Consider the following 22,667-nt stretch of genomic DNA (forward strand, 5'->3'; position numbering starts at 1 on the left):
TTATGTGAGCGTGTTCATTGCGTGACCTATGCAAGTATTGATATTATGTGTATTGTGTACAATGATGTATACAGAATATGAAATTAAAGAGGAATGTATATGAAATCATCAAACAAACTCATGGTTCTTGGTATAGTTTTTTCTATCGCAGTATTGATTGTAATCGGGACGATTGTGTATAGCATCATAAATGACAAGAAAGATAAAGGGAATGAGATGTTTGCTTATTCTACGCAACAATCTTTAGGGAAAGATGATGCTCCAGTTAAGGTAGTTGAATTTGGAGACTTTAAATGTCCTGCTTGTCGTACTTGGGATGTAACAGTATTACCACGATTAAAAGAAGAGTATATTGATAAAGGTAAAGTGCAGTTATATTTTATTAACTTCCCGTTTATCGGAAAAGACTCTGATTTAGGTGCAGCTGCCGGTGAAGCAATTTATAAACAAGATCAAGATTCATTCTGGATTTTCTATGATGAGATTTATCAAAATCAAAAGAAAGATACGGAAGAATGGATTACAGAAGAATTACTTCTTAATATTGTGAAAGATAAGCTTCCGAAAATTAATGTAGAACAGTTTAAAAAAGATTTACACAGTAAAGAAATGAAAGACAAAGTACGTAAAGATTCAGATCGTGCTCAAAAATTAAAAGTTCAAGGTGCTCCTTCAGTATATATAAATGGGAATCTTGCAAACCCTGATTTCGATAGTATGAAGAAGGCGATTGATAAAGAATTGAAAAAGTGATGAGGTATCTCATCACTTTTTCGACTTTTTTCGATAAATTTCTTGCTTCGATTTTTTTTACATGCTATACTACGTTACATAAGTTATTTCAATATCTTATATTTATTTCATATTTGCGGGTGTAGTTTAGTGGTAAAACAAGAGCCTTCCAAGCTCTGGTCGAGAGTTCGATTCTCTTCACCCGCTCCAAATTTTATTTAATATTTTTCTAATAAATTGTGATCAACGCAGTGTTTCGTTTCTAAGATAAACGAAGCATTGCGTTTTTTAATGTATTATCCGAAAGAAATCTCCTTCCTGAGGCGTGTGAAAGACGATAGTCTAGCGGTAGGTGGGAGATGAATTTCGGTTTGGCGTAGCCAAACATTTGGTTTTCCTATTTATTTCGCCCCTGATATAATCAGTCTTATAAGAGGTAAAGTTTGGTATAACAATGAAAGTAGATAATAATCGTGTAATGTTCAGGTTGTGTGATCACCGTCATAGCTTATGGGAAATGAAGCGGAAAATGAGGTGAACGGATATGATAAAGCATAATAAGGCGTACAAATTCCGTTTGTATCCAACAGAAGAACAAGCACATCTTATACGTAAAACGTTCGGATGTGTACGCTTTGTTTATAATAAAATGCTGGCTGAACGGAAAGAAATATACGAAGCATACAAAGAGAACAAGGAAGAACTAAAGAAACAAAAATTTCCTACTCCTGCGAAATACAAGGCGCAGTATGAATGGTTGAAAGAAGTCGATTCCTTAGCATTGGCCAACGCGCAATTAAATTTGCAAACTGCGTATAAGAATTTTTTTAGTGGGCAAAGTGATTTCCCTACATTCAAAAGTAAAAAGAGTAGAAAATCCTATACAACGAATCGAGTAAACGGAAATATTATGTTATTTCATGGTTATATCAAATTACCGAAATTGAAAATGGTGAGACTGAAGCAATATAGGGAGATACCGCAAAACCATATCATCAAATCGTGCACAATTTCGATGACACCAACTGGGAAGTATTACGTGTCTATTTTGACCGAATATGAAAAAGAAATCACTCCAAAAGAAGTAGAACGTGTAGTTGGATTAGACTTCGCAATGGCTGAATTGTACGTGAGTAGCGAAGATGAGAAAGCCAATTATCCTCGCTTTTATCGTCAGATGTTAGACAGATTAGCGCAAGCGCAACGAGTATTAGCAAGACGTGTGAAAGGTTCAGAGCGCTGGAATAAACAACGGATCTGTGTAGCGAAGTTGCATGAAAAGGTCGCCAATCAACGTAAAAATTTCCTTCATCACAAGTCTAAAGAATTAGCTACGAGTTTTGACGTTGTAGCAATCGAAGACTTACATATGAAAGGAATGTCACGAGCACTTCGCTTTGGTAAGAGTGTAGCGGATAACGGTTGGCGGATGTTCACGACATTTTTAGCATATAAGCTACAAGAACAAGGAAAACAGCTTGTAAAAATAGATAAATGGTTTCCTTCTACAAAGATGTGTAGTCGTTGTGGGAATAAAAAAGAAATGCCATTATGTGAACGCACGTATGCGTGTTCGTGTGGACTCATAATCAGTCGTGACTATAACGCAGCTATCAATATCAAAAAGGAAGCCATGCGGTTATTAGCATTGATATAAATCGTGAGAAATAACCTTTGGAACAAGGGAGTTAGCTCGGCTGTCCTAGGACAAATTCGTTAGCTAGCAAAAGTAGCGATGAACCGAGAAGCCCCCCACTTCGGGGTAAGATCGTAAGAGATACTAAGTGGTGGGTAGTTCACTGTTTGAAAATCATAATTGTATGCGAAAATAGAAGTGAAGAATATTATTCCAAAAGTGAATTGATAACTAGTATAGTCGTTACATAAGGGATGGATTCATCGGTGGAGGTGATTGAAAATGGACTTTGAACAATTAAAGCAAGATGTAATTGCGTATAGTAAAACGATTGGTATAGATAAAATAGGCTTTGCCAGTGCTTCACCATTTGAGGAATTAAAGCAGCGCCTAATCCAGCAACAACAATTGAATTATCAGTCTGGATTCGAAGAGCCTGATATAGAGAAGAGAACGAATCCACAGCTATTGTTACCTGGTGCGAAATCAATTATTGCGATTGCTTTAGCATACCCTTCAAAATTAAAAAATGCACCATTAAGTAAACGAGGGGAACGACGTGGGATTTTTTGCCGTGCTTCTTGGGGCCAAGATTATCACCTTGTTCTACGAGATCGTTTGCAAAAGTTAGAGGCGTATTTAATCGAAAAGCTGCCGGATATAGAAGTGAAATCAATGGTTGATACAGGGGAGCTAAGTGATCGAGCTGTTTCAGAGCGTGCCGGTATTGGATGGAGTGGTAAGAACTGCGCTATTATTACGCCGGAATTTGGTTCGTATGTATACTTAGGAGAAATGATTACGAATGTTCCATTCCCTCCTGATCGGCCAATAGAAGATCAATGTGGAAGTTGTACGAAATGTATTGATATTTGTCCTACAGGTGCTTTAGTACAAGGCGGGCAGTTGGACTCGAAGAAATGTATTGCATTTTTAACACAGACAAAAGGGTTTCTGCCTGAAGAATATCGCGATAAAATAGGAAACCGTATATATGGATGTGATACGTGTCAGACTGTTTGTCCGAAAAATAAAGGAATGGATTTTCATAACCATCCTGAAATGGAGCCTGACCCTGAGTTAGTTAAACCGTTATTAACACCACTTTTAACAATTAGTAATCGTGATTTTAAAGATAAGTATGGAATTATGTCTGGTTCATGGAGAGGTAAAAAACCATTGCAACGAAATGCTATTTTAGCACTTGCGCATTTTAAAGAAACAGCAGCAATTCCTGATTTAATCGGTGTTATGAAAGATGATCCAAGACCAGTACTTCGAGGAACAGCAGCATGGGCACTCGGGGAAATTGGTGGAGATGGAGTAGGAGAAGCGATTGAAAAAGCGATGGAACGTGAGAAAGATGAAGAGGTTCTTCATGAAATGAATCGTGGACTTGAATTGTTAGCACAGAAAAAAGAGTAGATAATATCTCCCTTTTTCATATTGTAATATGGGAGGGAGACGAAATGGTTGTAAAAGCGAATATTGAAAAGCAAGTGCAACAGTTTTTAGCATATATAACAGAGAAACGAACGGATGTAGATGGTATTGCAGTAGATTTGTTACAAATGGTACAGAGAAAGAAACAATTGTTTCAAAAGCGTAGTGCACATATAGTGAAAGCAACTGCAGATATTTCTTTCATTAGACAATTAAATAGTAATGAGCATCAAGAAATTGATTATCAAATACACTTGAAATATTTAATTAAGCATAAAGAATTATTTTATATCGAAGAGGAACAATTAAAACGACGAGTTTGTTTAAAAAATAGTTGTATAATAGATGATTATGCTCTTGAAGTGTCAGAAGAAATAGGAATAGGTGAAACGTTAGAACGGGAAGTCACGAAAGAAAAATACGGTTCATATCAATATAATCGTTTAGAGGCAGTGAAATATGCAGAGCGTTGGTGGGATGATCGCAATTCTGCATACCGTAATTTTCCGGATAATTGTACAAATTTTATTTCACAATGTCTGCACACTGGAGAAGTACCGATGAATGGACACCCTAACATTCGTAAAGGGTGGTGGCAAAGGGGAAACCAGTGGAGTTGGAGCTGGGCTGTAGCACACTCTTTTTATTGGTATTTGTCAGGTGCTACAACAGGGCTTCGAGCAGAAGCAGTAGAAAGGCCAGAAGACCTTATTCTTGGCGATGTAATTGCGTATGATTTTGAGGATGATGGTAGGTGGAATCATACGACAATTGTAGTAGCAAAAGACGCAGATGGTATGCCACTTGTAAATGCACATTCAGCGAATAGCCGCAGGCGTTATTGGAACTATGAAGATTCTAGTAAATATACACCACAAATGAAATATAAATTCTTTCATATTATTAATGGGTAGAGATTTTTCGTTCAAGTGGTATAATACGTAGTAGATAAAAAATAGAGGTGAATATCGCGTGGGAGTACATGTTGTTTTATATCAACCAGAAATTCCAGCAAATACAGGAAATATTGCACGTACTTGTGCAGCAACTGGAACAGAATTACATTTGATTAGACCGCTTGGATTTTCAACGGATGACAAAATGTTAAAGCGTGCAGGATTAGATTATTGGCAGCACGTAAAAGTTACGTATTATGATTCAATCGAAGAATTTTATGAGAAAAATAAAGATGGTGAATTCTTTTATTTAACAAAGTATGGCGAGAAAGCCCATACAGCATTTGATTATAGCAAACGTGAGAAGGATTACTATTTCGTATTTGGAAGAGAAACAAATGGATTACCAGCTAATGTAATTGAAGAAAACTTCGATCATTGTTTACGTATTCCAATGACGGATAAAGTACGTTCATTAAATTTATCTAATACAGCAGCAATTTTAATTTATGAAGCGTTCCGTCAACAAAATTATCCAGGATTAGATTTAGAAATCGTTTATTAAAAGTCGCCATTTGGCGGCTTTTTTATTTTTTTAAAAAATATGTAATCATACATTTTAAAAAAGGTACGTATTCATATAGAATGAGATATATGAATAAAAATAGATAAGACGGGTTGAGATAAATATGAAGGAACAATATAATAATCAAAATACCTTTTTAAGTATGATAGATATGGATTTAGTAAGACAGGGATTGTTACATGCTATTCAAGATTTAGTGTTTATTGTGAAAGTTATTGATGATGAAACTTTTAAATATATTTATGTGAATAAAATAGGAATGAATCACGCCAGGCTAGGGAAAGAATGTTATGGGAAAACTTTTGCAGAAGTATTACCAGAAGATACGGCAAGGTTATTGCAAGGACACTATGCAAAAGTAATGAGAGAAGCGAGAGCAATTACATTTTGTGATGTAATTAGTTTGCCAACTGGTGATATACATTATGAATCTTCACTTAATCCAGTATGTGATGTAAATGGAACATGTCAGTTTATTATTTGTATTACTAGAGATATTACAGCACAGGTTAAGAAAAAAGTGGAAATAGAAGAAAAACAAATGTTCTTTAAGTCATTACTAGAATATAATAATGATTCCATTATATCTGTAGATTCTATTGGAAGAATTACATATGCAAATCCAGCGACTTATGAAATTTTTGGGTATCGATATGAAGAGTTAAAGGACCAATTTATTTTTCAGTTTATAAATAAAGAATATGAAAAAACTTTTCAAATTATATTTAAAAATGCTTTACAGGGAAGAGCAAAACAAATTGTTGCAAAGAAATATATTCATAAAGAAGGATATGAACTTTATATTTCCGTGAGGACAATCCCCATTATTGTGAATAGTGAAATCGTCGGGGTGTACATTGTTACGAGGGATGTTACGAGGCAAGTATTAAATGAGATGAAAACAGAATATTTGGCTTACTTTGATCAGTTAACGGGGTTAATGAATAGAATATCATGTACAAATAAGCTAAATGAATTTTTAGCTGAGAATAAAGAATTCGCATTGGTTTTTATAGATTTGGATGAATTTCACCTTATTAATGATACATTTGGTCATAAAGAAGGGGATCAAGTCTTAAAAAAAGTTACTGAATGCTTACGAGACCTAAAAATAGAAGAGATGCATTTATTTAGAGAACATGATGATCAATTTGTTATGTTAATAGAAAATATAACGAGAGAATACGTAGAGGAAGTTGCACAAACAATATTAAAAAAAATTAGTGGGCATTTTGTAATAGAAGAAGAGGATGTTTATTTGAGTGCATCAATTGGGATTGTAATGGCCCCAGAAGATGGAATGGATGAAAAAATCCTTTTCCAAAGAGTCGACGCAGCTTTGGAAAAAGCAAAGGAAAAAGGAAAAGGGTATTATCATTTTTATTGTTGTGGATTAGATTGTGAACGTGAACAAAGGTTTATAATAGAAAATCAGTTACATCGTGCTATAGAGAAAAATGAATTTTCCCTCTATTATCAACCTCAAATTAATATTGAAACGGGAAAGATAGCCAGTATGGAAGCCTTAATAAGGTGGGAGAATAAGGAGCTAGGTTTTGTCTCGCCCAATCAATTTATCCCACTTGCTGAAAGAACAGGGTTTATTATTAAACTTGATGAATGGGTAGTACATCAAGTTTGTGAACAGATACGTGAATGGTTAAATAAAGGATATGAGGTTGTACCAATCGCAGTTAATATTTCAGCTAGACATTTTCGTTCTATTACATTAATAGAGATGATTACACGTGCTTTAAATAAGTACAACGTTCCCCCTCATTTATTAGCAATAGAAGTTACAGAAGGGGCTCTTATACATAAAGATGTATCAAAAAGAGTGTTATTGCAGTTAAAAGAACAAAATTTAAAGATTCATTTAGATGACTTTGGAACGGGATATTCATCTTTAAGTTATTTAAAAACATATCCGATTGATACGTTAAAAATTGATCGTTCTTTTATGGAAGGTATATATAAAGATGAAAGGGATACGAATATTACGGCTGCAATTATTCATTTAGCACATACTCTAGGGTTAAATGTAATTGCAGAAGGAGTAGAAAAGGCGGAACAAATACAATTTTTAAAGGAAAAAAATATAAAAATAGCACAAGGTTATTTTTATAATCGCCCTTTATCGATATACGATGTGGAAAATATTTATTTTAAATAGTGTATAAAAAACAAGAAAAAAAGTGATGTGCTGAAAAGCACATCACTTTTTTTTTGTACCTGGCTTATCGTTATAACCAGATGTGAAAATAGCTGTAAGAAATGTGAGCGATACACCTAAAATTAATAATAACTTCATACTAATTTCCTCCTTACTTTTTCGGTTTACGAATCCTATTTGTGAATCGAAATGTATGTAAGGTTCCTAGAAGAAAAGAATTTATTTACAATGAATAGCAGCGTGAAAACTTTAATACCTTTATTATACAGAATTTTCTTTGAATTTTGGAGAGAATTTTATAGCGCTATTGTATATTTCGTTTTGATTTAAAGAATGTTTAAGGACATCCTAGCATACCTTTTATAATAATCCGATTGAACAAGGAGATGGGGGAGGAGCTATAATGGATATTCTAAAGAAAATTGAACAATATCGGGAAGCAGAAGAACGTTTACAATGGGAAGGTACGTTTGCGGAGTATTTGGAGCTTGTGAAAGAAAGACCATGGGTGGCTCAAACAGCACACTCTCGCATTTACAATATGATAAAAGATGCTGGAATTGAAGAAGTTGATGGTAGAAGAAAATATAACTTCTTTAGTAATCAGCTATTTGGATTAGAGGATGCTTTAGAACGCCTTGTGGAAGAATATTTTCATCCATCTGCAAAACGATTAGATGTTAGGAAACGTATTTTGTTATTAATGGGGCCTGTTAGTGGGGGGAAATCAACATTAGTTACGATGTTGAAACGAGGATTAGAAACATATTCACGAACAGATCGTGGAGCGATTTTTGCAATAAAAGGATGCCCAATGCATGAAGATCCACTTCATTTAATTCCACAGCATTTACGGAATGATTTCTTTGATGAATATGGAGTAAGGATTGAAGGGAATTTATCACCATTAAATGTTATGCGTCTAGAGCAAGAATATGGGTCAAGAATTGAGGATGTAGTTGTAGAGCGTATTTTTTTCTCTGAAGATCGCCGTACAGGAATTGGTACATTTAGTCCTTCTGATCCAAAATCACAAGATATTGCCGATTTAACAGGTAGTCTAGACTTTTCTACAATTGCAGAATACGGTTCGGAATCAGATCCTCGTGCATATCGATTTGATGGAGAATTAAATAAGGCGAACCGCGGCATGATGGAATTCCAAGAGATGTTAAAATGTGATGAGAAATTTTTATGGCATTTACTATCGCTTACACAAGAAGGGAATTTTAAAGCAGGAAGATTTGCGCTTATTTCAGCAGATGAATTAATTGTAGCGCATACAAATGAAACAGAGTATCGCTCATTTATAGCAAATAAGAAAAATGAAGCATTGCATTCACGAATTATTGTAATGCCGGTTCCATATAATTTACGGGTTAGTGAAGAAGAACATATTTATGAAAAAATGATTCGTGAAAGTGATGTGTCCAATGTTCATATTGCACCGCATACACTTCGCGTTGCAGCAATGTTCACTATTTTAACTCGTTTAAAAGACCCGAAGCGTCCAGATATTGATTCAATTAAAAAGATGCGTTTATATGATGGAGAAACGGTAGAAGGATATAATACGATTGATGTAGAGGAGCTGCAACGCGAATATCAAGATGAAGGTATGAAGGGGATTGACCCTCGTTATGTCATTAACCGAATTTCTTCTACAATTATTCGAAAAGAGGTACCATCTATTAATGCACTAGATGTACTGAGATCGTTAAAAGACGGATTGGATCAGCACCCGTCAATTAGTAGTGAGGACCGAGAGCGCTATATGAATTTCATCTCATTAGCGAGAAAAGAATACGATGAAATTGCTAAGAAAGAAGTACAAAAAGCATTTGTTTATTCATACGAAGAATCAGCTAAGACACTTATGGATAATTACTTAGATAACGTCGAAGCATACTGCAATAAATCAAAATTACGTGATCCGTTAACTGGTGAAGAAATGAGCCCAGATGAAAAACTTATGCGTTCGATTGAAGAGCAAATTGGAATTTCAGAAAATGCTAAAAAGGCATTCCGTGAAGAAATTTTAATTCGCATTTCTGCTTACGCACGTAAAGGGAAACGCTTTGATTATAATTCACACGAACGTCTTCGTGAAGCGATTCAGAAAAAATTATTTGCCGATTTAAAAGATATAGTGAAAATTACAACATCAACGAAAACACCAGACGAAAATCAGCTTAAGAAAATCAATGATGTTGTTGCACGCTTAATTGATGAGCATGGCTATAATTCTTCATCTGCGAATGAATTGTTACGATATGTAGGTAGTTTGTTAAATCGATAGTTTGATAACAAAACGCTGTCTCTTATTCTTGGGGCGGCGTTTTGTTATCTATTGATATTTGTAAAAAATGTCATAGCTTGTCCGAATATAATAAATTAAGATGCGATTTTATGAATTTCTTGTCAATTATTTTTACAATATGCATATGATAGAGTAACCAACCATTCATACAAAAAAGCCAACACAATACAATATGTTGCAAAACGAAAATGTGTGCAACAATGCATTGTGTTTCTTTCTTATCAACGGCTGAATGTTTCTTTCTTATTATGTGAGTGGCAAAATTTTGTTTAGGATGCTCGGAGTATTGTATGAAAAACGCTATATATGTTTATGGGATGATTTTCGATGAACAGTTATTTTTCAAATATTCTAGTTACGCACACTAGAAAACAAAATTATAGATTGCTGTTCATAGGGGAAGACAATTACAGTAAGGAGGGAAAGGAATGAGCGAAGAAAACCAACCAAATTACACGATTTCACAGGAAAACTGGTCCCTCCATCGCAAAGGATATGACGACCAACAACGCCATCAAGAAAAAGTGCAGGAGGCAATCAAAAATAATTTACCAGACCTTGTAACAGAAGAAAGTATAGTTATGTCTAATGGCAAGGATGTTGTGAAAATACCGATTCGTTCTTTAGATGAATATAAGATTAGATACAATTATGATAAAAACAAACACGTTGGGCAAGGAAACGGTGACAGCAAAGTTGGTGATGTTGTTGCAAGAGATGGATCAGGTGGTCAAAAGCAGAAGGGACCAGGAAAAGGGCAAGGGGCAGGAGATGCAGCTGGAGAAGATTATTATGAAGCAGAAGTCTCAATTTTAGAATTGGAGCAAGCGTTTTTCAAAGAGTTAGAGTTGCCTAATTTAAAGAGAAAAGAACTGGATGAAAACCGGATTGAACACATTGAATTTAATGATATTAGAAAAACAGGATTATGGGGAAATATCGATAAAAAACGAACGATGATATCTGCATATAAACGAAATGCAATGCGCGGTAAAGCATCTTTCCATCCAATTCACCAAGAAGATTTAAAGTTCCGTACTTGGAATGAAGTGTTAAAGCCAGATTCAAAAGCTGTTGTATTAGCGATGATGGATACGAGTGGATCGATGGGGATATGGGAGAAGTATATGGCACGTAGCTTCTTTTTCTGGATGACAAGATTTTTACGCACAAAGTATGAAACCGTAGACATTGAGTTTATTGCTCACCATACGGAAGCGAAGGTCGTCACAGAAGAAGAGTTTTTCTCAAAAGGGGAAAGTGGCGGAACGATCTGTTCTTCCGTATACAAAAAAGCACTTGAGTTAATCGATAATAAATATTCACCAGACCGTTATAATATTTATCCATTCCATTTTTCAGACGGTGATAATTTAACTTCGGATAATGCTAGATGCGTAAAGCTTGTGGAAGAGTTGATGAAGAAGTGTAATATGTTTGGGTATGGGGAAGTGAATCAATACAACCGCCATAGTACACTTATGTCAGCCTACAAAAACATTAAAGATGAGAATTTCAGATATTATATTTTAAAGCAAAAAGCAGATGTATTTCATGCAATGAAAAGCTTTTTTAAAGAAGAATCAGGAGAGAAAATGGCATAACCCCTTGTAAAAGGGGTTATTTTTTGTAAACTTTTTATCCCGTATTAACTGCCCGTAAAAGCCCGATTGGTTCAACTAATAATCAGAGGGGGATGGACAAAACCCCCTCTGATTAAAGTTTCACTTTATTTTTTTTTAGTTGACAATGATATTGAAAATCATTATCATTTATTCGAGAAATGATTACATTTCGATTTATATATTTCGGAGGAGATGTAAAGTTGAGAAAGAATAAAAGAAAACATATAAATGCAATGATTATAGCTGCGGCGTTATCACTGCCGTTTGCTGTGTATTCGACACCTGCTTTAGCGGCAGTAGCAATTGAGGCGAATAAAACGGGACAAGGTTTAGAAGATGGTACATATGACGCTGTTATTAAAGCATATAAAGATAAAACGAATGAAGAGTCTATGGCAGCTATTTATATAAAGGATCCGAAATTAACAATTGAGAATGGAAAGAAAATTATAACGGCAACGTTAAGTGATAGTGATTTCTTTCAATACTTGAAAACAGAGGATATTCATACTCCTGGTGTGTTTCATGATGTGAAAGTAATATCTGAGGATAAAAAGAAAAATGGGACGAAGGTTATTCAATTCGAAGTTGGAGAATTAGGAAAGAGATATAATATGCAAATGCATATTTTCATTCCAACAATGGGATATGACAATAAATATCAAGTGCAATTTGAAGTAAATGCGTTAAATTTAGAAAACAATGTGCCAAAAGAGCAAAATAAAGAAGACAAAGTAGAACAAGATGAAAGTGCAAATGTAATACTAGATAAGCAGTTACAAAAACATATCAATAAATATAACTTAGGTAGAGATAATTTAAATGCGCCAATAACAAAGAAAAATTTATTACAAGTGAAATCTTTAATCGTAGTTGAGGCAAAAAGTAAAGGAATAAAAGATATAAGCGGTTTGGAATATATGATGAACTTAGAAAGCTTAACGTTGGAAGAAGTTAAGCTAGAAAATATGCAATTTATCTCGGATTTGAGACAATTGAAATCATTAAGTATAACTTACAGTGAGCTTGAAGATATTGGACCTTTAGCACAATTAGAGAATCTTGAAACAGTAAGTTTAAGGAATAATAAAATTTCTGATGTGAGCCCTTTGAGTCAGATGAAAAAGATGAAAATATTAGATGTAAATAACAATCATATAAAGGATATTAAACCATTATTTACAATAACATCTTTAAGAACTTTAACTGCAGCAAATAATCAAATTAGTAATGATAACCTTAAGGGCATTGAGCAGTTGAGAAATGTGAAGCAACTCTCACTAAGTAATAATGGACTTACTAATATTGAGCATATTACCGCAATGAAAAAATTAGCGGACTTAGATCTTTCTAAAAATGAATTAGAAAATATAACACCTTTATCAAAGCTATCTACGATACATGCGCTTAATTTAGAGGAAAACTATATTTCTGATATAACACCACTTAGTAAATTGACAGGATTGTATAATTTAAAACTAGGCTCGAATGAAATTCGTGATGCAAGACCAGTTCAAGAGTTAGGAAAAAGGATGTATATCGATATTCAAAGGCAGAAAATCTTTTTAAATGACTCACAAGTAAACGATGAAGTTAAGGTACCTGTATATGATTTAAATGGAGAAGTTCTCGAGACTGTTAGAATGAAGAGTGAGGGCGGAACAGTTAGTAACGGTACAATAAAATGGAGTACGCCAGGTGAGAAAATGTATGAATTTATGTTAGACATAAATCCTGATGAAAACCGTATAAAGTTTAATGGGACAGTAATTCAAAATGTCGTTGAGAAGTTGGAAGAAGTAAAAGAACCAGCAAAAGAGGATAAGGAACAAAATGAAAATGTGATATTCGATAAGAGTTTACAACAGCATATTAACAAAGATAATTTAGGTAGAGAGGATCTGAATGCACCTATAACAAAAGAGGATTTATTACAGATTAAAACATTAAAGGTACTTGAAGAAAAGGGTAAAGAGATTAAAGATGTGACTGGTTTAGAGCACATGATGAATTTAGAAAGCTTAACTTTAGAAGGAGTAGGCTTGAAAAATATAGAATTCATCTCGAAATTGAAGCAATTGAAAGATGTAAATTTATCTTATAATCAAATTGAAGATATTGGACCAATATCTAACTTGGGACATATTGAAAAATTGAATTTAAGCAATAATAATATAAAAAATATTAAACCGTTATTTACAGTATCCTCATTAAAAAATTTAGCACTATCAAATAATCAAATTAGTAATGTTGATCTTCAAGGAATAAATCAGCTAAATCATTTGGAGGCATTATTCGTAAATAATAATGCAATTAGTAGTTTGGAAGCAATTAGTCAGATAAACAAACTAAATGTACTTGAAATTGTAGGAAATAAATTAGAAGATACAACACCGTTATCTTCACTGAAAAATTTACAGTGGCTAAATCTTACTGATAATCATATTAAACATGTATCGGTTCTTGGTTCAATGTTAGACTTACTTAGCTTGAAATTAGCTGGAAATGAGATTCGTGATGTAAGGCCCCTAATACAATTAGGTCAGTGGGGAACAATTGATGTTAGAAGGCAAAAAGTCATTTTAGATGATGTAAAAATAAACAAAGAAGTAAAAATTCCTGTATATGACTTAGAAGGAGAACGAATTGAAAAGGTTACGCTAAAGAGTGCAGGTGGAACGTTTACTGATGAGGGAATCATTTGGAGCACTCTAGGAGAAAAAATATATGAATTTGATTTAGATGCAGATCATTATGAGACTGGCATATTATATAGTGGAATCGTCGTGCAGAATATAGTAGAAAAATTAGAATCGATAGAAGAAGTAAAAGAACCAGCAAAAGAAGTTGAAGAACCGAAAGAAGAAATAAAAGAGCCAGTAAAAGAATTTGAAGGAACAAAAGAAGAGGTAAAAGAACCAGCAAAAGAAGTTGAAGAACCGAAAGAAGAAGTAAAAGAGCCAACAAAAGAAGTTGAAGAACCGAAAGAAGAAGTAAAAGAGCCAACAAAAGAAGTTGAAGAACCGAAAGAAGAAGTAAAAGAGTCAACAAAAGAAGTTGAAGAACCGAAAGAAGAAGTAAAAGAGCCAACAAAAGAAGTTGAAGAACCGAAAGAAGAAGTAAAAGAGCCAACAAAAGAAGTTGAAGAATTGAAAGAAGAAATAAAAGAGTCAACAAAAGAAGTTGAAGAACCGAAAGAAGAAATAAAAGAGTCAACAAAAGAAGTTGAAGAACCGAAAGAAGAAGTAAAAGAGCCAACAAAAGAAGTTGAAGAACCGAAAGAAGAAGTAAAAGAGCCAACAAAAGAAGTTGAAGAATTGAAAGAAGAAATAAAAGAGTCAACAAAAGAAGGTAAAGAAGTAGAAAAAGTAACAAAACCAGTTGAAGAAATAAAAACAGAAAATCAAGTAATAAAAGAAGCTTTAGTAGGGAATCAAAGGATAAAAGAGAACACAGTGAAGAGCAAAAGTGAGAATAAAGAAGACGGGAATAAACAGTCCCTGGCTGCAACGGGTGGGCAAACAAATACGGTTTATATACTTTCCGGATTGGCATTCGTTTTGTCATCGTTAAGTATGTTTGTATTTAGAAAGAAATTGTTTGAGAAATGACTTTAAATTAAATACCGTTAAATTTATTTAGTTAATTAATTATATTGAAATTTTTCTCCGATAAGACATTATCATAGCAATTTCACTTCGAAATACGCTTACGATAATGTCTTTTTTGAATGAAAGAGAGTCAAAAAAGACATTATGTAAGAAGGATATTGATAGAGGTAATGTAAATGTATTAGGGAGGAGGATTGAACTATGTTTGAGTACGAATAATGAGAATGCCATGAGATTATATAAAAAATTAGGGTTTCACGAAAAGGCTTGTTTTCAGTGCTATACAGTAGATTAAATAATAGCAAAGCACCTCTTTAATTAAGAAGAGGTGCTAATTATTACATAACTTTTTTGATTTTTTGTGGTACTTGTTTCGTTTGGGTAATGATATCTTCTTTACGTAATTCTTTAAAGAGCGACGTGACCATTAGAACGACTACAATAGAGAATGGTAAAGCTGCTATGATCGCTGCGATTTGCAGTGCATTTAACCCACCAGCTTGCAAGAGAATAGCTGCAATAGCTGCTATCGTTAATCCCCAAATAAGCTTTAAGCTGTTTTTCGGTGATAAATTACCATTACTCGTTTGCATAGCAACAACAAATGTTGCAGAATCAGCAGAAGTAACGAAAAATGTCGCAACTAAAATTAAGCCGATAATGGTTAAGAAAGTTGAGAATGGTAAGTGTGAAATGACAGCGAATAGCCCAATTTCAGTACCATTTTTCGCAATTTCATCAGCGATTCCAAGTGATTGGAACATTTCCATATGAATAGCTGTACCGCCAAAGACAGCGAACCAAAATGTACAAATGAATGTTGGGATTAATACGACGCCAATAATAAATTCACGAATTGTACGTCCGCGAGACACACGAGCAATGAAAGTACCGACGAATGGAGACCAAGAGATCCACCAACCCCAGTAGAAAATAGTCCAATTTTCAATCCAAGAAGAAGATTCTTTACTAAAAGCACCTAAATTTAATCCCATGCTTGGTAGTGCTCCAATATAAGAACCTAGTGTAGAAGTAAAATACTTCATGATAAAGACAGTTGGTCCTAAAATTAAAAAGGAAACGAGTAATATTCCGGCGAGGGAGAAGTTTAAGTTACTCAAATATTTAATCCCACGATCTAAGCCAGTTTGTGCACTTGTTAAATAGAGTACAGTGAAAATGGCAATAAGTACGAGTTGTGTACCAATTGTATTATTGATAGAAGGGAATAAATAGCTTAATCCTCCAGCGATTTGTTGTGCACCGATTCCGACAGAAGGTACAATCCCAAATACAGTTGCTAAAACAGCTAAAATATCGACTGTTTTTCCAATAGGAGAATTTTTCGATCGATTAAATAATGGAGTAACTGTAGCACCAATTGTACTACCTTTTTGTTTTCGGAATGTAAAATATGCAATTGTTAGAGCGACCATTGCATAAAGTGACCAAGGGAAGAGACCCCAGTGGAAAAATGAATATTGCATAGCAAGTTTAGCGCTTTCCTCAGTTCCAGGTTCGCCAGTAAGCGGTGCTCCAAAGTGTGAAATGGGTTCAGTAATTCCATAAAAGAGAAGTCCGATCCCCATTCCTGCTCCAAATAACATGGAAAGCCAAGAGAGGTAACTATATTTCGGTTTTTCATCATCTTTACCAAGACGAATGGATCCATATTTTGAAAATGCTAAATAACCAGCTAAAAAAATCATTGTGGTCATAAGTAGAGAGTAAAACCAACCAAACTTATTGAGGATAAATGAGTTTAAAGAAGAGGTAACGCTTTGTAAATCATAGCCTTGTATCCAGCCTGCTGGAATTACACCCCATATAATAAATAAGGTTGTAAGCAAGATGGAGATATAGAATACACTGTTTTCTTTTTTTATCATAGAATCCCACCTTTATTTAATAAAGTTAACAATTATATTAATCATAACAATAAATCTAATAATTGTCAAAAAATTCATTTTTTATGATAGCTATGTATAAGGAAAATCTTGTTCACGATATGGTCAAAATGTAGGAAGAAATAATATGAAATATTGCATTTTATATCATTTTATCCAGATAATATGTTAATTTCGTGAATGGAATATTTAAATAGGGGGCAATGATATGAACAAGAAATCGAAGTTTAATAAAGTGATGCTTAGTATTAGTACAATGGCTCTATCGTTAGGAGCAATTCAAACTCATGTGTCAGCAGAAGAAAAGGTACCGTATAACGTGTTGAAAACGAAACCGGTTGGAATTGAAAAGCCAGTAGATGAAGTTGGACATATTTCAAAAGTTGATGAAACATTATCATTTCAAGAACGTTTAAAAACAGGGGACTTTTCACAGCGACCAGCATCTATTATGAAGAGTCCAGAAGTAAAGCAAGTTAAAGAAAGCTATTCAATGGCTGATTTAAACAAAATGAATGATCAAGAATTAATTGAAACGTTAGGCAGTATTAAGTGGCACCAAATTACAGACTTATTCCAGTTTAATGAAGATGCAAAAGCCTTTTATAAAGATAACGGAAAAATGCAAGTAATTATAGACGAATTAGCTCATAGAGGTAGTACATTTACGAAAGATGATTCAAAAGGAATTCAAACGTTTACTGAAGTGTTACGTTCAGCTTTTTATCTTGCATTTTATAATAATGAATTAAGCGACTTAAATGAAAGAAGCTTCCAGGACAAATGTTTACCAGCGTTAAAAGCTATTGCGAAAAATCCCAACTTTAAGCTTGGAACAAATGAGCAAGATACAGTCGTATCTGCATACGGAAAATTAATTAGTAATGCATCAAGTGATGTTGAAACGGTGCAATACGCATCGAATATTTTAAAACAATATAATGATAATTTTAATGCATATGTAGACGATCGTATGAAAGGACAAGCTGTATACGATATGATGCAAGGCATTGATTATGATATACAGTCTTACTTAAATGAGGCTCGTAAAGAAGCGAATGAAACGATGTGGTATGGAAAAGTAGATGGTTTTATTAATGAAATAAATCGTATTGCTCTTCTAAATGAAGTAACGCCAGAAAATAAATGGCTCGTTAATAATGGAATTTATTTTGCTAGTCGTTTAGGTAAGTTTCATAGTAATCCAAATAAAGGATTAGAGGTTGTTACACAGGCAATGCATATGTACCCGCGTTTAAGTGAGCCGTATTTTGTTGCAGTAGAACAAATTACAACAAACTATAATGGGAAAGATTATAGCGGGAATACGGTAGATTTAGAGAAGATACGTAAAGAAGGAAAAGAGCAATACTTACCAAAAACGTATACATTCGATGATGGATCTATTGTATTTAAAACTGGGGATAAAGTGTCAGAAGAAAAAATCAAGAGATTATATTGGGCTGCGAAGGAAGTAAAAGCGCAATATCACCGTGTGATCGGAAATGACAAAGCTTTAGAACAAGGTAATGCAGACGACGTATTAACGATAGTAATCTATAATACTCCAGACGAATACCAGTTAAATAGACAATTGTATGGATATGAAACAAACAACGGTGGAATTTATATTGAAGAGACAGGGACATTCTTTACATATGAGCGTACGCCAGAGCAAAGTATTTATAGTTTAGAAGAGTTATTCCGTCATGAGTTTACTCATTATCTTCAAGGGAGATATGAAGTTCCCGGTTTATTTGGAAGAGGAGATATGTATCAAAATGAAAGATTAACTTGGTTCCAAGAAGGGAATGCAGAATTTTTCGCAGGATCTACTCGTACAAATAACGTTGTACCAAGAAAGAGCATCATTAGTGGATTATCATCTGATCCTGCAAGTCGTTATACAGCAGAGCGTACACTATTTGCTAAATATGGTTCTTGGGATTTCTATAACTACTCGTTCGCATTGCAGTCTTACTTATATACTCATCAATTTGAAACGTTTGATAAAATTCAAGATTTAATTCGTGCGAATGATGTGGGAAATTATGATACGTATCGTGAGACTTTAAGTAAAGATTCTAAGTTAAATAAAGAGTATCAAGAGTATATGCAGCAGTTAATTGATAATCAAGATAAGTACAATGTGCCGGAAGTAGCAGATGATTATTTAGCTGAACATGCACCAAAAGCACTAACAGAAGTGAAGAAAGAAATTAGTGAAACGTTGTCTATGAAAGATACAAAAATGACAAAGCATACATCTCAATTCTTTAATACATTTACATTAGAAGGCACGTTTACAGGTAGTGTAACAAAAGGTGAGTCAGAAGACTGGAAAGCAATGAGTAAAAGAGTAAATGAAGCTTTAGAACAATTGACGCAAAAAGAATGGAGTGGCTACAAAACGGTTACAGCATACTTCGTTAATTATCGTGTGAATAGTTCAAATGAATTTGAATATGATGTAGTCTTCCATGGTATCGCAAAAGATGACAGAGAAAATAAAGCTCCGACGGTTAATGTAAACGGACCTTATAATGGGTTTGTAAAAGAAGGAATTCAATTCAAAAGTGATGGATCAAAAGACGAAGATGGAAAAATCGTTTCTTATTTATGGGATTTTGGAGACGGCAGAACAAGTAAAGAAGTTAATCCAGTACATGCATATGAAAGAGAAGGAACTTATAAAGTAGCGTTAGTAGTAAAAGACGATAAAGGAAAAGAGAGTAGAAGCGAAACAACTGTTACAATTAAAGATGGAAGTGTAACAGAATCAGAACCAAATAATCGTCCAGAAGAAGCAAATCGTATTGGGTTAAACACTACTATAAAAGGTAGCCTTATCGGTGGGGATCACACCGATGTTTATACATTTAATGTCGCATCAGCGAAAGATATCGATATTTCTGTTTTAAATGAGTATGGAATCGGGATGACATGGGTACTTCACCATGAATCAGATATGCAAAATTACGCAGCTTACGGTCAAGCTAATGGAAATCATATAGAAGCAAAATTTAATGCAAAACCAGGTAAGTATTACTTGTATGTATATAAATATGATAATGGCGATGGAGCGTACGCATTATCAGTAAAATAAGTGCTTTTCCAATGTATGTTTAACTTTACTTTTTGTGGAAAATAGTATATTATATAGATATACAATATATCGGTTATTTACTAGGAGGAGCCTGTCACAATAGGTTTCTCCTGTTCTTTTTTAGAGGCCTGTCTTACAGGCTTTTCTTTAAAAGGTAAATAACTGAAAATTAAGAACGATAATCTTTGAAAGAGGTGGGGCATACATATAACAAAAAAGGGATTGTTTAAGAAAGGGGGATAAGAAATGGTCTTGTTTGGTTATCCACTTGAAACAATTTATTTATATGGATTTATTATTGCTACTATACTCACTGTTATTTATATTTTCTTTGGAGATATATTTGAATCAATATTTAGTTTTGGGGGCGGATCTGTATCCGTTGTTACTTTACTACTTAGTTTCTTCGCCATGTTATGTGGACTTAGTTATATAGGAGAATATTTATTTTCCTTTAATAGTACTATTATTTTTGCTGGTTCATTTGCTATATCTTTTATCGGTGTTTTCATAATGAAAATATTAATTTTAAAACCGATTGCAGAAGCAGAACAAAATACGGTGCAACGTATGGATGAATTCATTGGTCGCAAGGGAGAAGTCATTACGACAATTCCTACAGAAGGATTTGGAGAAGTGTTAATCTCCTCTCCATTTGGAAGTAATGCAATACCAGCGAAAACAATTGGAAAGAAAGATATTTCACAAGGAACCGAGGTCATTATTGAGGGAGTTCAAGATGGTGTTTTACTTGTACAAAACATCGCTTATTCTTTAAAGAAACCAAAATTATAAGGGGGAATTTACATGACGATTCCATTAATTATCGGTGGAGTTTTACTCGCAATTTTACTTCTACTCATTTTAGTATTCATTACGAAGTATCGTACAGTTGGTCCAGATGAAGCATTAATTGTAACAGGGAACTGGCTTGGTGGTGGAAAGAATGTTGTTATCACTGATGATGGAAAGAAGATTAAGATTATCCGCGGTGGTGGTACTTTCGTTGTTCCAATTATGCAACGGGCAGAACTTCTTAGCTTATTAAACTACAAATTAGAAGTTGGAACACGTGATACGTATACGAAACAAGGTGTACCGATTACAGTAAACGGTGTTTCTATTATTAAAGTAGGATCGACAATTGAAGAAGTTTCTACAGCAGCTGAACAATATTTAGGAAAAGAAACGGAAGAGTTAAAAGTAGAAGCAAAAGAAGTTTTAGAAGGGCATCTACGTGCTATTTTATCTTCTATGACAGTAGAAGATGCTTATAGTAATAGAGAGCAATTCGCACAAAAGGTGCATGAAGTAGCTTCTACTGATTTGAAGAAGATGGGACTTCGCATCGTTTCCTTTACAATTAAAGAAATAATGGATAAAAACGGCTACTTAGATGCACTTGGTCAGCCGCAAATTGCAATGGTTAAGCGTGATGCAACAGTTGCGAATGCAGAGCGTGAAAAAGAGGCACGAATTGAAAAAGCTCGTGCTGAGAAAGAAGCAAAAGAAGCAGAATATCAACGTGATGCACAAATCGCTGAAGCTGAAAAACATAAGGAATTAAAAGTACAATCTTATAAGAGGGACCAAGAACAAGCTCGCGCAGATGCAGATCTTTCTTACGAATTACAACAAGCGAAAGCGCAACAAGGTGTTACAGAAGAGCAAATGCGAGTTAAAATCATTGAGCGTGAAAAGCAAATTGAGTTAGAAGAAAAAGAGATTGCGCGTCGTGAAAAGCAATACGATGCAGAAGTAAAGAAAAAGGCAGATGCAGATCGCTATGCTGTTGAACAATCAGCTGAAGCGGAAAAAGTAAAACAAATGAAAAAAGCAGATGCGGATCAATATAAAATTGAAGCAGAAGCAAGAGCACGTGCAGAAGAAGTTCGTGTAGAAGGTTTAGCAAAAGCAGAAATTGAAAAAGCACAAGGTCAGGCAAAGGCAGAAGTACAAAAGGCGCAAGGTACAGCGGAAGCAGATGTTATTAGGTTAAAAGGTTTAGCAGAAGCAGAAGCGAAACAAAAAATTGCAGAAGCATTTGAATTATATGGGCAAGCCGCGATTATGGATATGGTTCTTAAAATGCTTCCGAGTTATGCGAAAGAAATTGCGAGTCCGCTTAGCAACATTGATAAAATTACAGTCGTTGATACAGGCGGTGGTGGAAAGAATAGCGGCGCCGGAAAAGTTGCAGGCTATGCGACAGATTTAATGGCAACAATGCAAGAAACTTTAAAAGCCTCTTCTGGTATTGATTTAAAAGAATTACTAGAAGGATTCGCTGGAAAAGGTGCCGTGCAGCAACTATCAAACGATAAACCTGTAGTATCAGTAGTAGAAGATGAGAAGAAAGAAATAAACAAAGATAAAGAATAGCAAGATGAAAAGAACCTCTAGTAAATGGGATACTAGAGGTTCTTTCGTGAAATGTAATATTTCGAATAATGTACATTTTTATATATTGTTTTAATTATTTAAATTCTATAGAATGAAAAAGGTATGTAACAATACTTTAAATGTAGAGAAAGATGAGGGAAAAGAGAAAGAGGGTCTCATCAATACATTTAAATCGTATGATTTGTATAAAGAGATTAAATGTAAAGCAATTGCATTTAAAACGGTATGG

The 22,667-nt window shown here is 34.2% G+C and carries 13 protein-coding genes and 1 tRNA gene; 13 read left to right on the forward strand and 1 reads right to left on the reverse strand.

Annotated features, from left to right (window positions below):
* Positions 1–99: 99 nt before the first annotated feature.
* From QCI77_RS02830 to QCI77_RS02875, 10 genes are all read left to right on the forward strand, one after another.
* Entirely contained in the window at positions 100–753 is a 654-nt protein-coding gene (locus tag QCI77_RS02830; protein WP_193647607.1) for a DsbA family protein, read from the forward strand.
* 115 nt (positions 754–868) lie between these two features.
* A tRNA-Gly gene (locus QCI77_RS02835) sits at positions 869–942 on the forward strand.
* 334 nt (positions 943–1,276) lie between these two features.
* On the forward strand, positions 1,277–2,389 hold the full coding sequence (locus tag QCI77_RS02840) for an RNA-guided endonuclease TnpB family protein (RefSeq protein ID WP_353824478.1): 1,113 nt from the start codon (positions 1,277–1,279) through the stop codon (positions 2,387–2,389).
* Between the two features lie 261 nt (positions 2,390–2,650).
* On the forward strand, positions 2,651–3,793 hold the full coding sequence (gene queG, locus QCI77_RS02845) for a tRNA epoxyqueuosine(34) reductase QueG (RefSeq protein WP_353824479.1): 1,143 nt from the start codon (positions 2,651–2,653) through the stop codon (positions 3,791–3,793).
* A 44-nt stretch (positions 3,794–3,837) separates the two neighbouring features.
* Positions 3,838–4,725 carry an amidase domain-containing protein gene (locus QCI77_RS02850; RefSeq protein ID WP_002091098.1) on the forward strand — a complete coding sequence of 296 codons (888 nt, stop codon included), beginning with the start codon at positions 3,838–3,840 and terminating at the stop codon, positions 4,723–4,725.
* 58 nt (positions 4,726–4,783) lie between these two features.
* On the forward strand, positions 4,784–5,272 hold the full coding sequence (trmL, locus tag QCI77_RS02855) for a tRNA (uridine(34)/cytosine(34)/5-carboxymethylaminomethyluridine(34)-2'-O)-methyltransferase TrmL (RefSeq protein ID WP_000538149.1): 489 nt from the start codon (positions 4,784–4,786) through the stop codon (positions 5,270–5,272).
* Positions 5,273–5,396: 124 nt separating this feature from the next.
* The gene (locus QCI77_RS02860) at positions 5,397–7,466 is read left to right on the forward strand and encodes a sensor domain-containing protein (protein ID WP_353824480.1); all 2,070 of its coding nucleotides are present in this window, start codon (positions 5,397–5,399) and stop codon (positions 7,464–7,466) included.
* Between the two features lie 403 nt (positions 7,467–7,869).
* On the forward strand, positions 7,870–9,765 hold the full coding sequence (locus QCI77_RS02865) for a PrkA family serine protein kinase (protein WP_113770604.1): 1,896 nt from the start codon (positions 7,870–7,872) through the stop codon (positions 9,763–9,765).
* 449 nt (positions 9,766–10,214) lie between these two features.
* Entirely contained in the window at positions 10,215–11,390 is a 1,176-nt protein-coding gene (gene yhbH, locus QCI77_RS02870; protein ID WP_353824481.1) for a sporulation protein YhbH, read from the forward strand.
* Between the two features lie 221 nt (positions 11,391–11,611).
* A complete protein-coding gene (locus QCI77_RS02875) occupies positions 11,612–15,022 on the forward strand; it encodes a leucine-rich repeat domain-containing protein (protein WP_353824482.1) in 3,411 nt (1,136 codons plus the stop codon).
* Between the two features lie 338 nt (positions 15,023–15,360).
* Here the strand turns inward: QCI77_RS02875 and opuD are convergent, their stop codons facing one another.
* On the reverse strand, positions 15,361–16,911 hold the full coding sequence (opuD, locus tag QCI77_RS02885; RefSeq protein WP_353824483.1) for a glycine betaine transporter OpuD: 1,551 nt from the start codon (positions 16,909–16,911) through the stop codon (positions 15,361–15,363).
* Between the two features lie 226 nt (positions 16,912–17,137).
* Here opuD and colA point away from each other — a divergent pair, with 226 nt between their 5' ends.
* From colA to QCI77_RS02900, 3 genes are all read left to right on the forward strand, one after another.
* Positions 17,138–20,035 carry a collagenase ColA gene (colA, locus tag QCI77_RS02890; RefSeq protein ID WP_353824484.1) on the forward strand — a complete coding sequence of 966 codons (2,898 nt, stop codon included), beginning with the start codon at positions 17,138–17,140 and terminating at the stop codon, positions 20,033–20,035.
* 246 nt (positions 20,036–20,281) lie between these two features.
* Entirely contained in the window at positions 20,282–20,830 is a 549-nt protein-coding gene (locus tag QCI77_RS02895; protein WP_002134284.1) for an NfeD family protein, read from the forward strand.
* 12 nt (positions 20,831–20,842) lie between these two features.
* The gene (locus QCI77_RS02900; protein ID WP_002029662.1) at positions 20,843–22,417 is read left to right on the forward strand and encodes a flotillin lipid rafts scaffold protein FloT; all 1,575 of its coding nucleotides are present in this window, start codon (positions 20,843–20,845) and stop codon (positions 22,415–22,417) included.
* Positions 22,418–22,667: the final 250 nt, after the last annotated feature.

This window comes from Bacillus cereus group sp. MG9 (genome assembly GCF_040459995.1).
Classification (GTDB): domain Bacteria; phylum Bacillota; class Bacilli; order Bacillales; family Bacillaceae_G; genus Bacillus_A; species Bacillus_A mycoides.

Excerpts from the sequence above, each read along its gene's own strand:
- QCI77_RS02830 (WP_193647607.1), top strand. The coding sequence starts at position 100 with ATGAAATCATCAAACAAACTCATGGTTCTTGGTATAGTTTTTTCTATC.
- QCI77_RS02840 (WP_353824478.1), top strand. The coding sequence starts at position 1,277 with ATGATAAAGCATAATAAGGCGTACAAATTCCGTTTGTATCCAACAGAA.
- queG (WP_353824479.1), top strand. The coding sequence starts at position 2,651 with ATGGACTTTGAACAATTAAAGCAAGATGTAATTGCGTATAGTAAAACG.
- QCI77_RS02850 (WP_002091098.1), top strand. The coding sequence starts at position 3,838 with ATGGTTGTAAAAGCGAATATTGAAAAGCAAGTGCAACAGTTTTTAGCA.
- QCI77_RS02860 (WP_353824480.1), top strand. The coding sequence starts at position 5,397 with ATGAAGGAACAATATAATAATCAAAATACCTTTTTAAGTATGATAGAT.
- QCI77_RS02865 (WP_113770604.1), top strand. The coding sequence starts at position 7,870 with ATGGATATTCTAAAGAAAATTGAACAATATCGGGAAGCAGAAGAACGT.
- yhbH (WP_353824481.1), top strand. The coding sequence starts at position 10,215 with ATGAGCGAAGAAAACCAACCAAATTACACGATTTCACAGGAAAACTGG.
- opuD (WP_353824483.1), bottom strand. The coding sequence starts at position 16,911 with ATGATAAAAAAAGAAAACAGTGTATTCTATATCTCCATCTTGCTTACA.
- colA (WP_353824484.1), top strand. The coding sequence starts at position 17,138 with ATGAACAAGAAATCGAAGTTTAATAAAGTGATGCTTAGTATTAGTACA.
- QCI77_RS02895 (WP_002134284.1), top strand. The coding sequence starts at position 20,282 with ATGGTCTTGTTTGGTTATCCACTTGAAACAATTTATTTATATGGATTT.
- QCI77_RS02900 (WP_002029662.1), top strand. The coding sequence starts at position 20,843 with ATGACGATTCCATTAATTATCGGTGGAGTTTTACTCGCAATTTTACTT.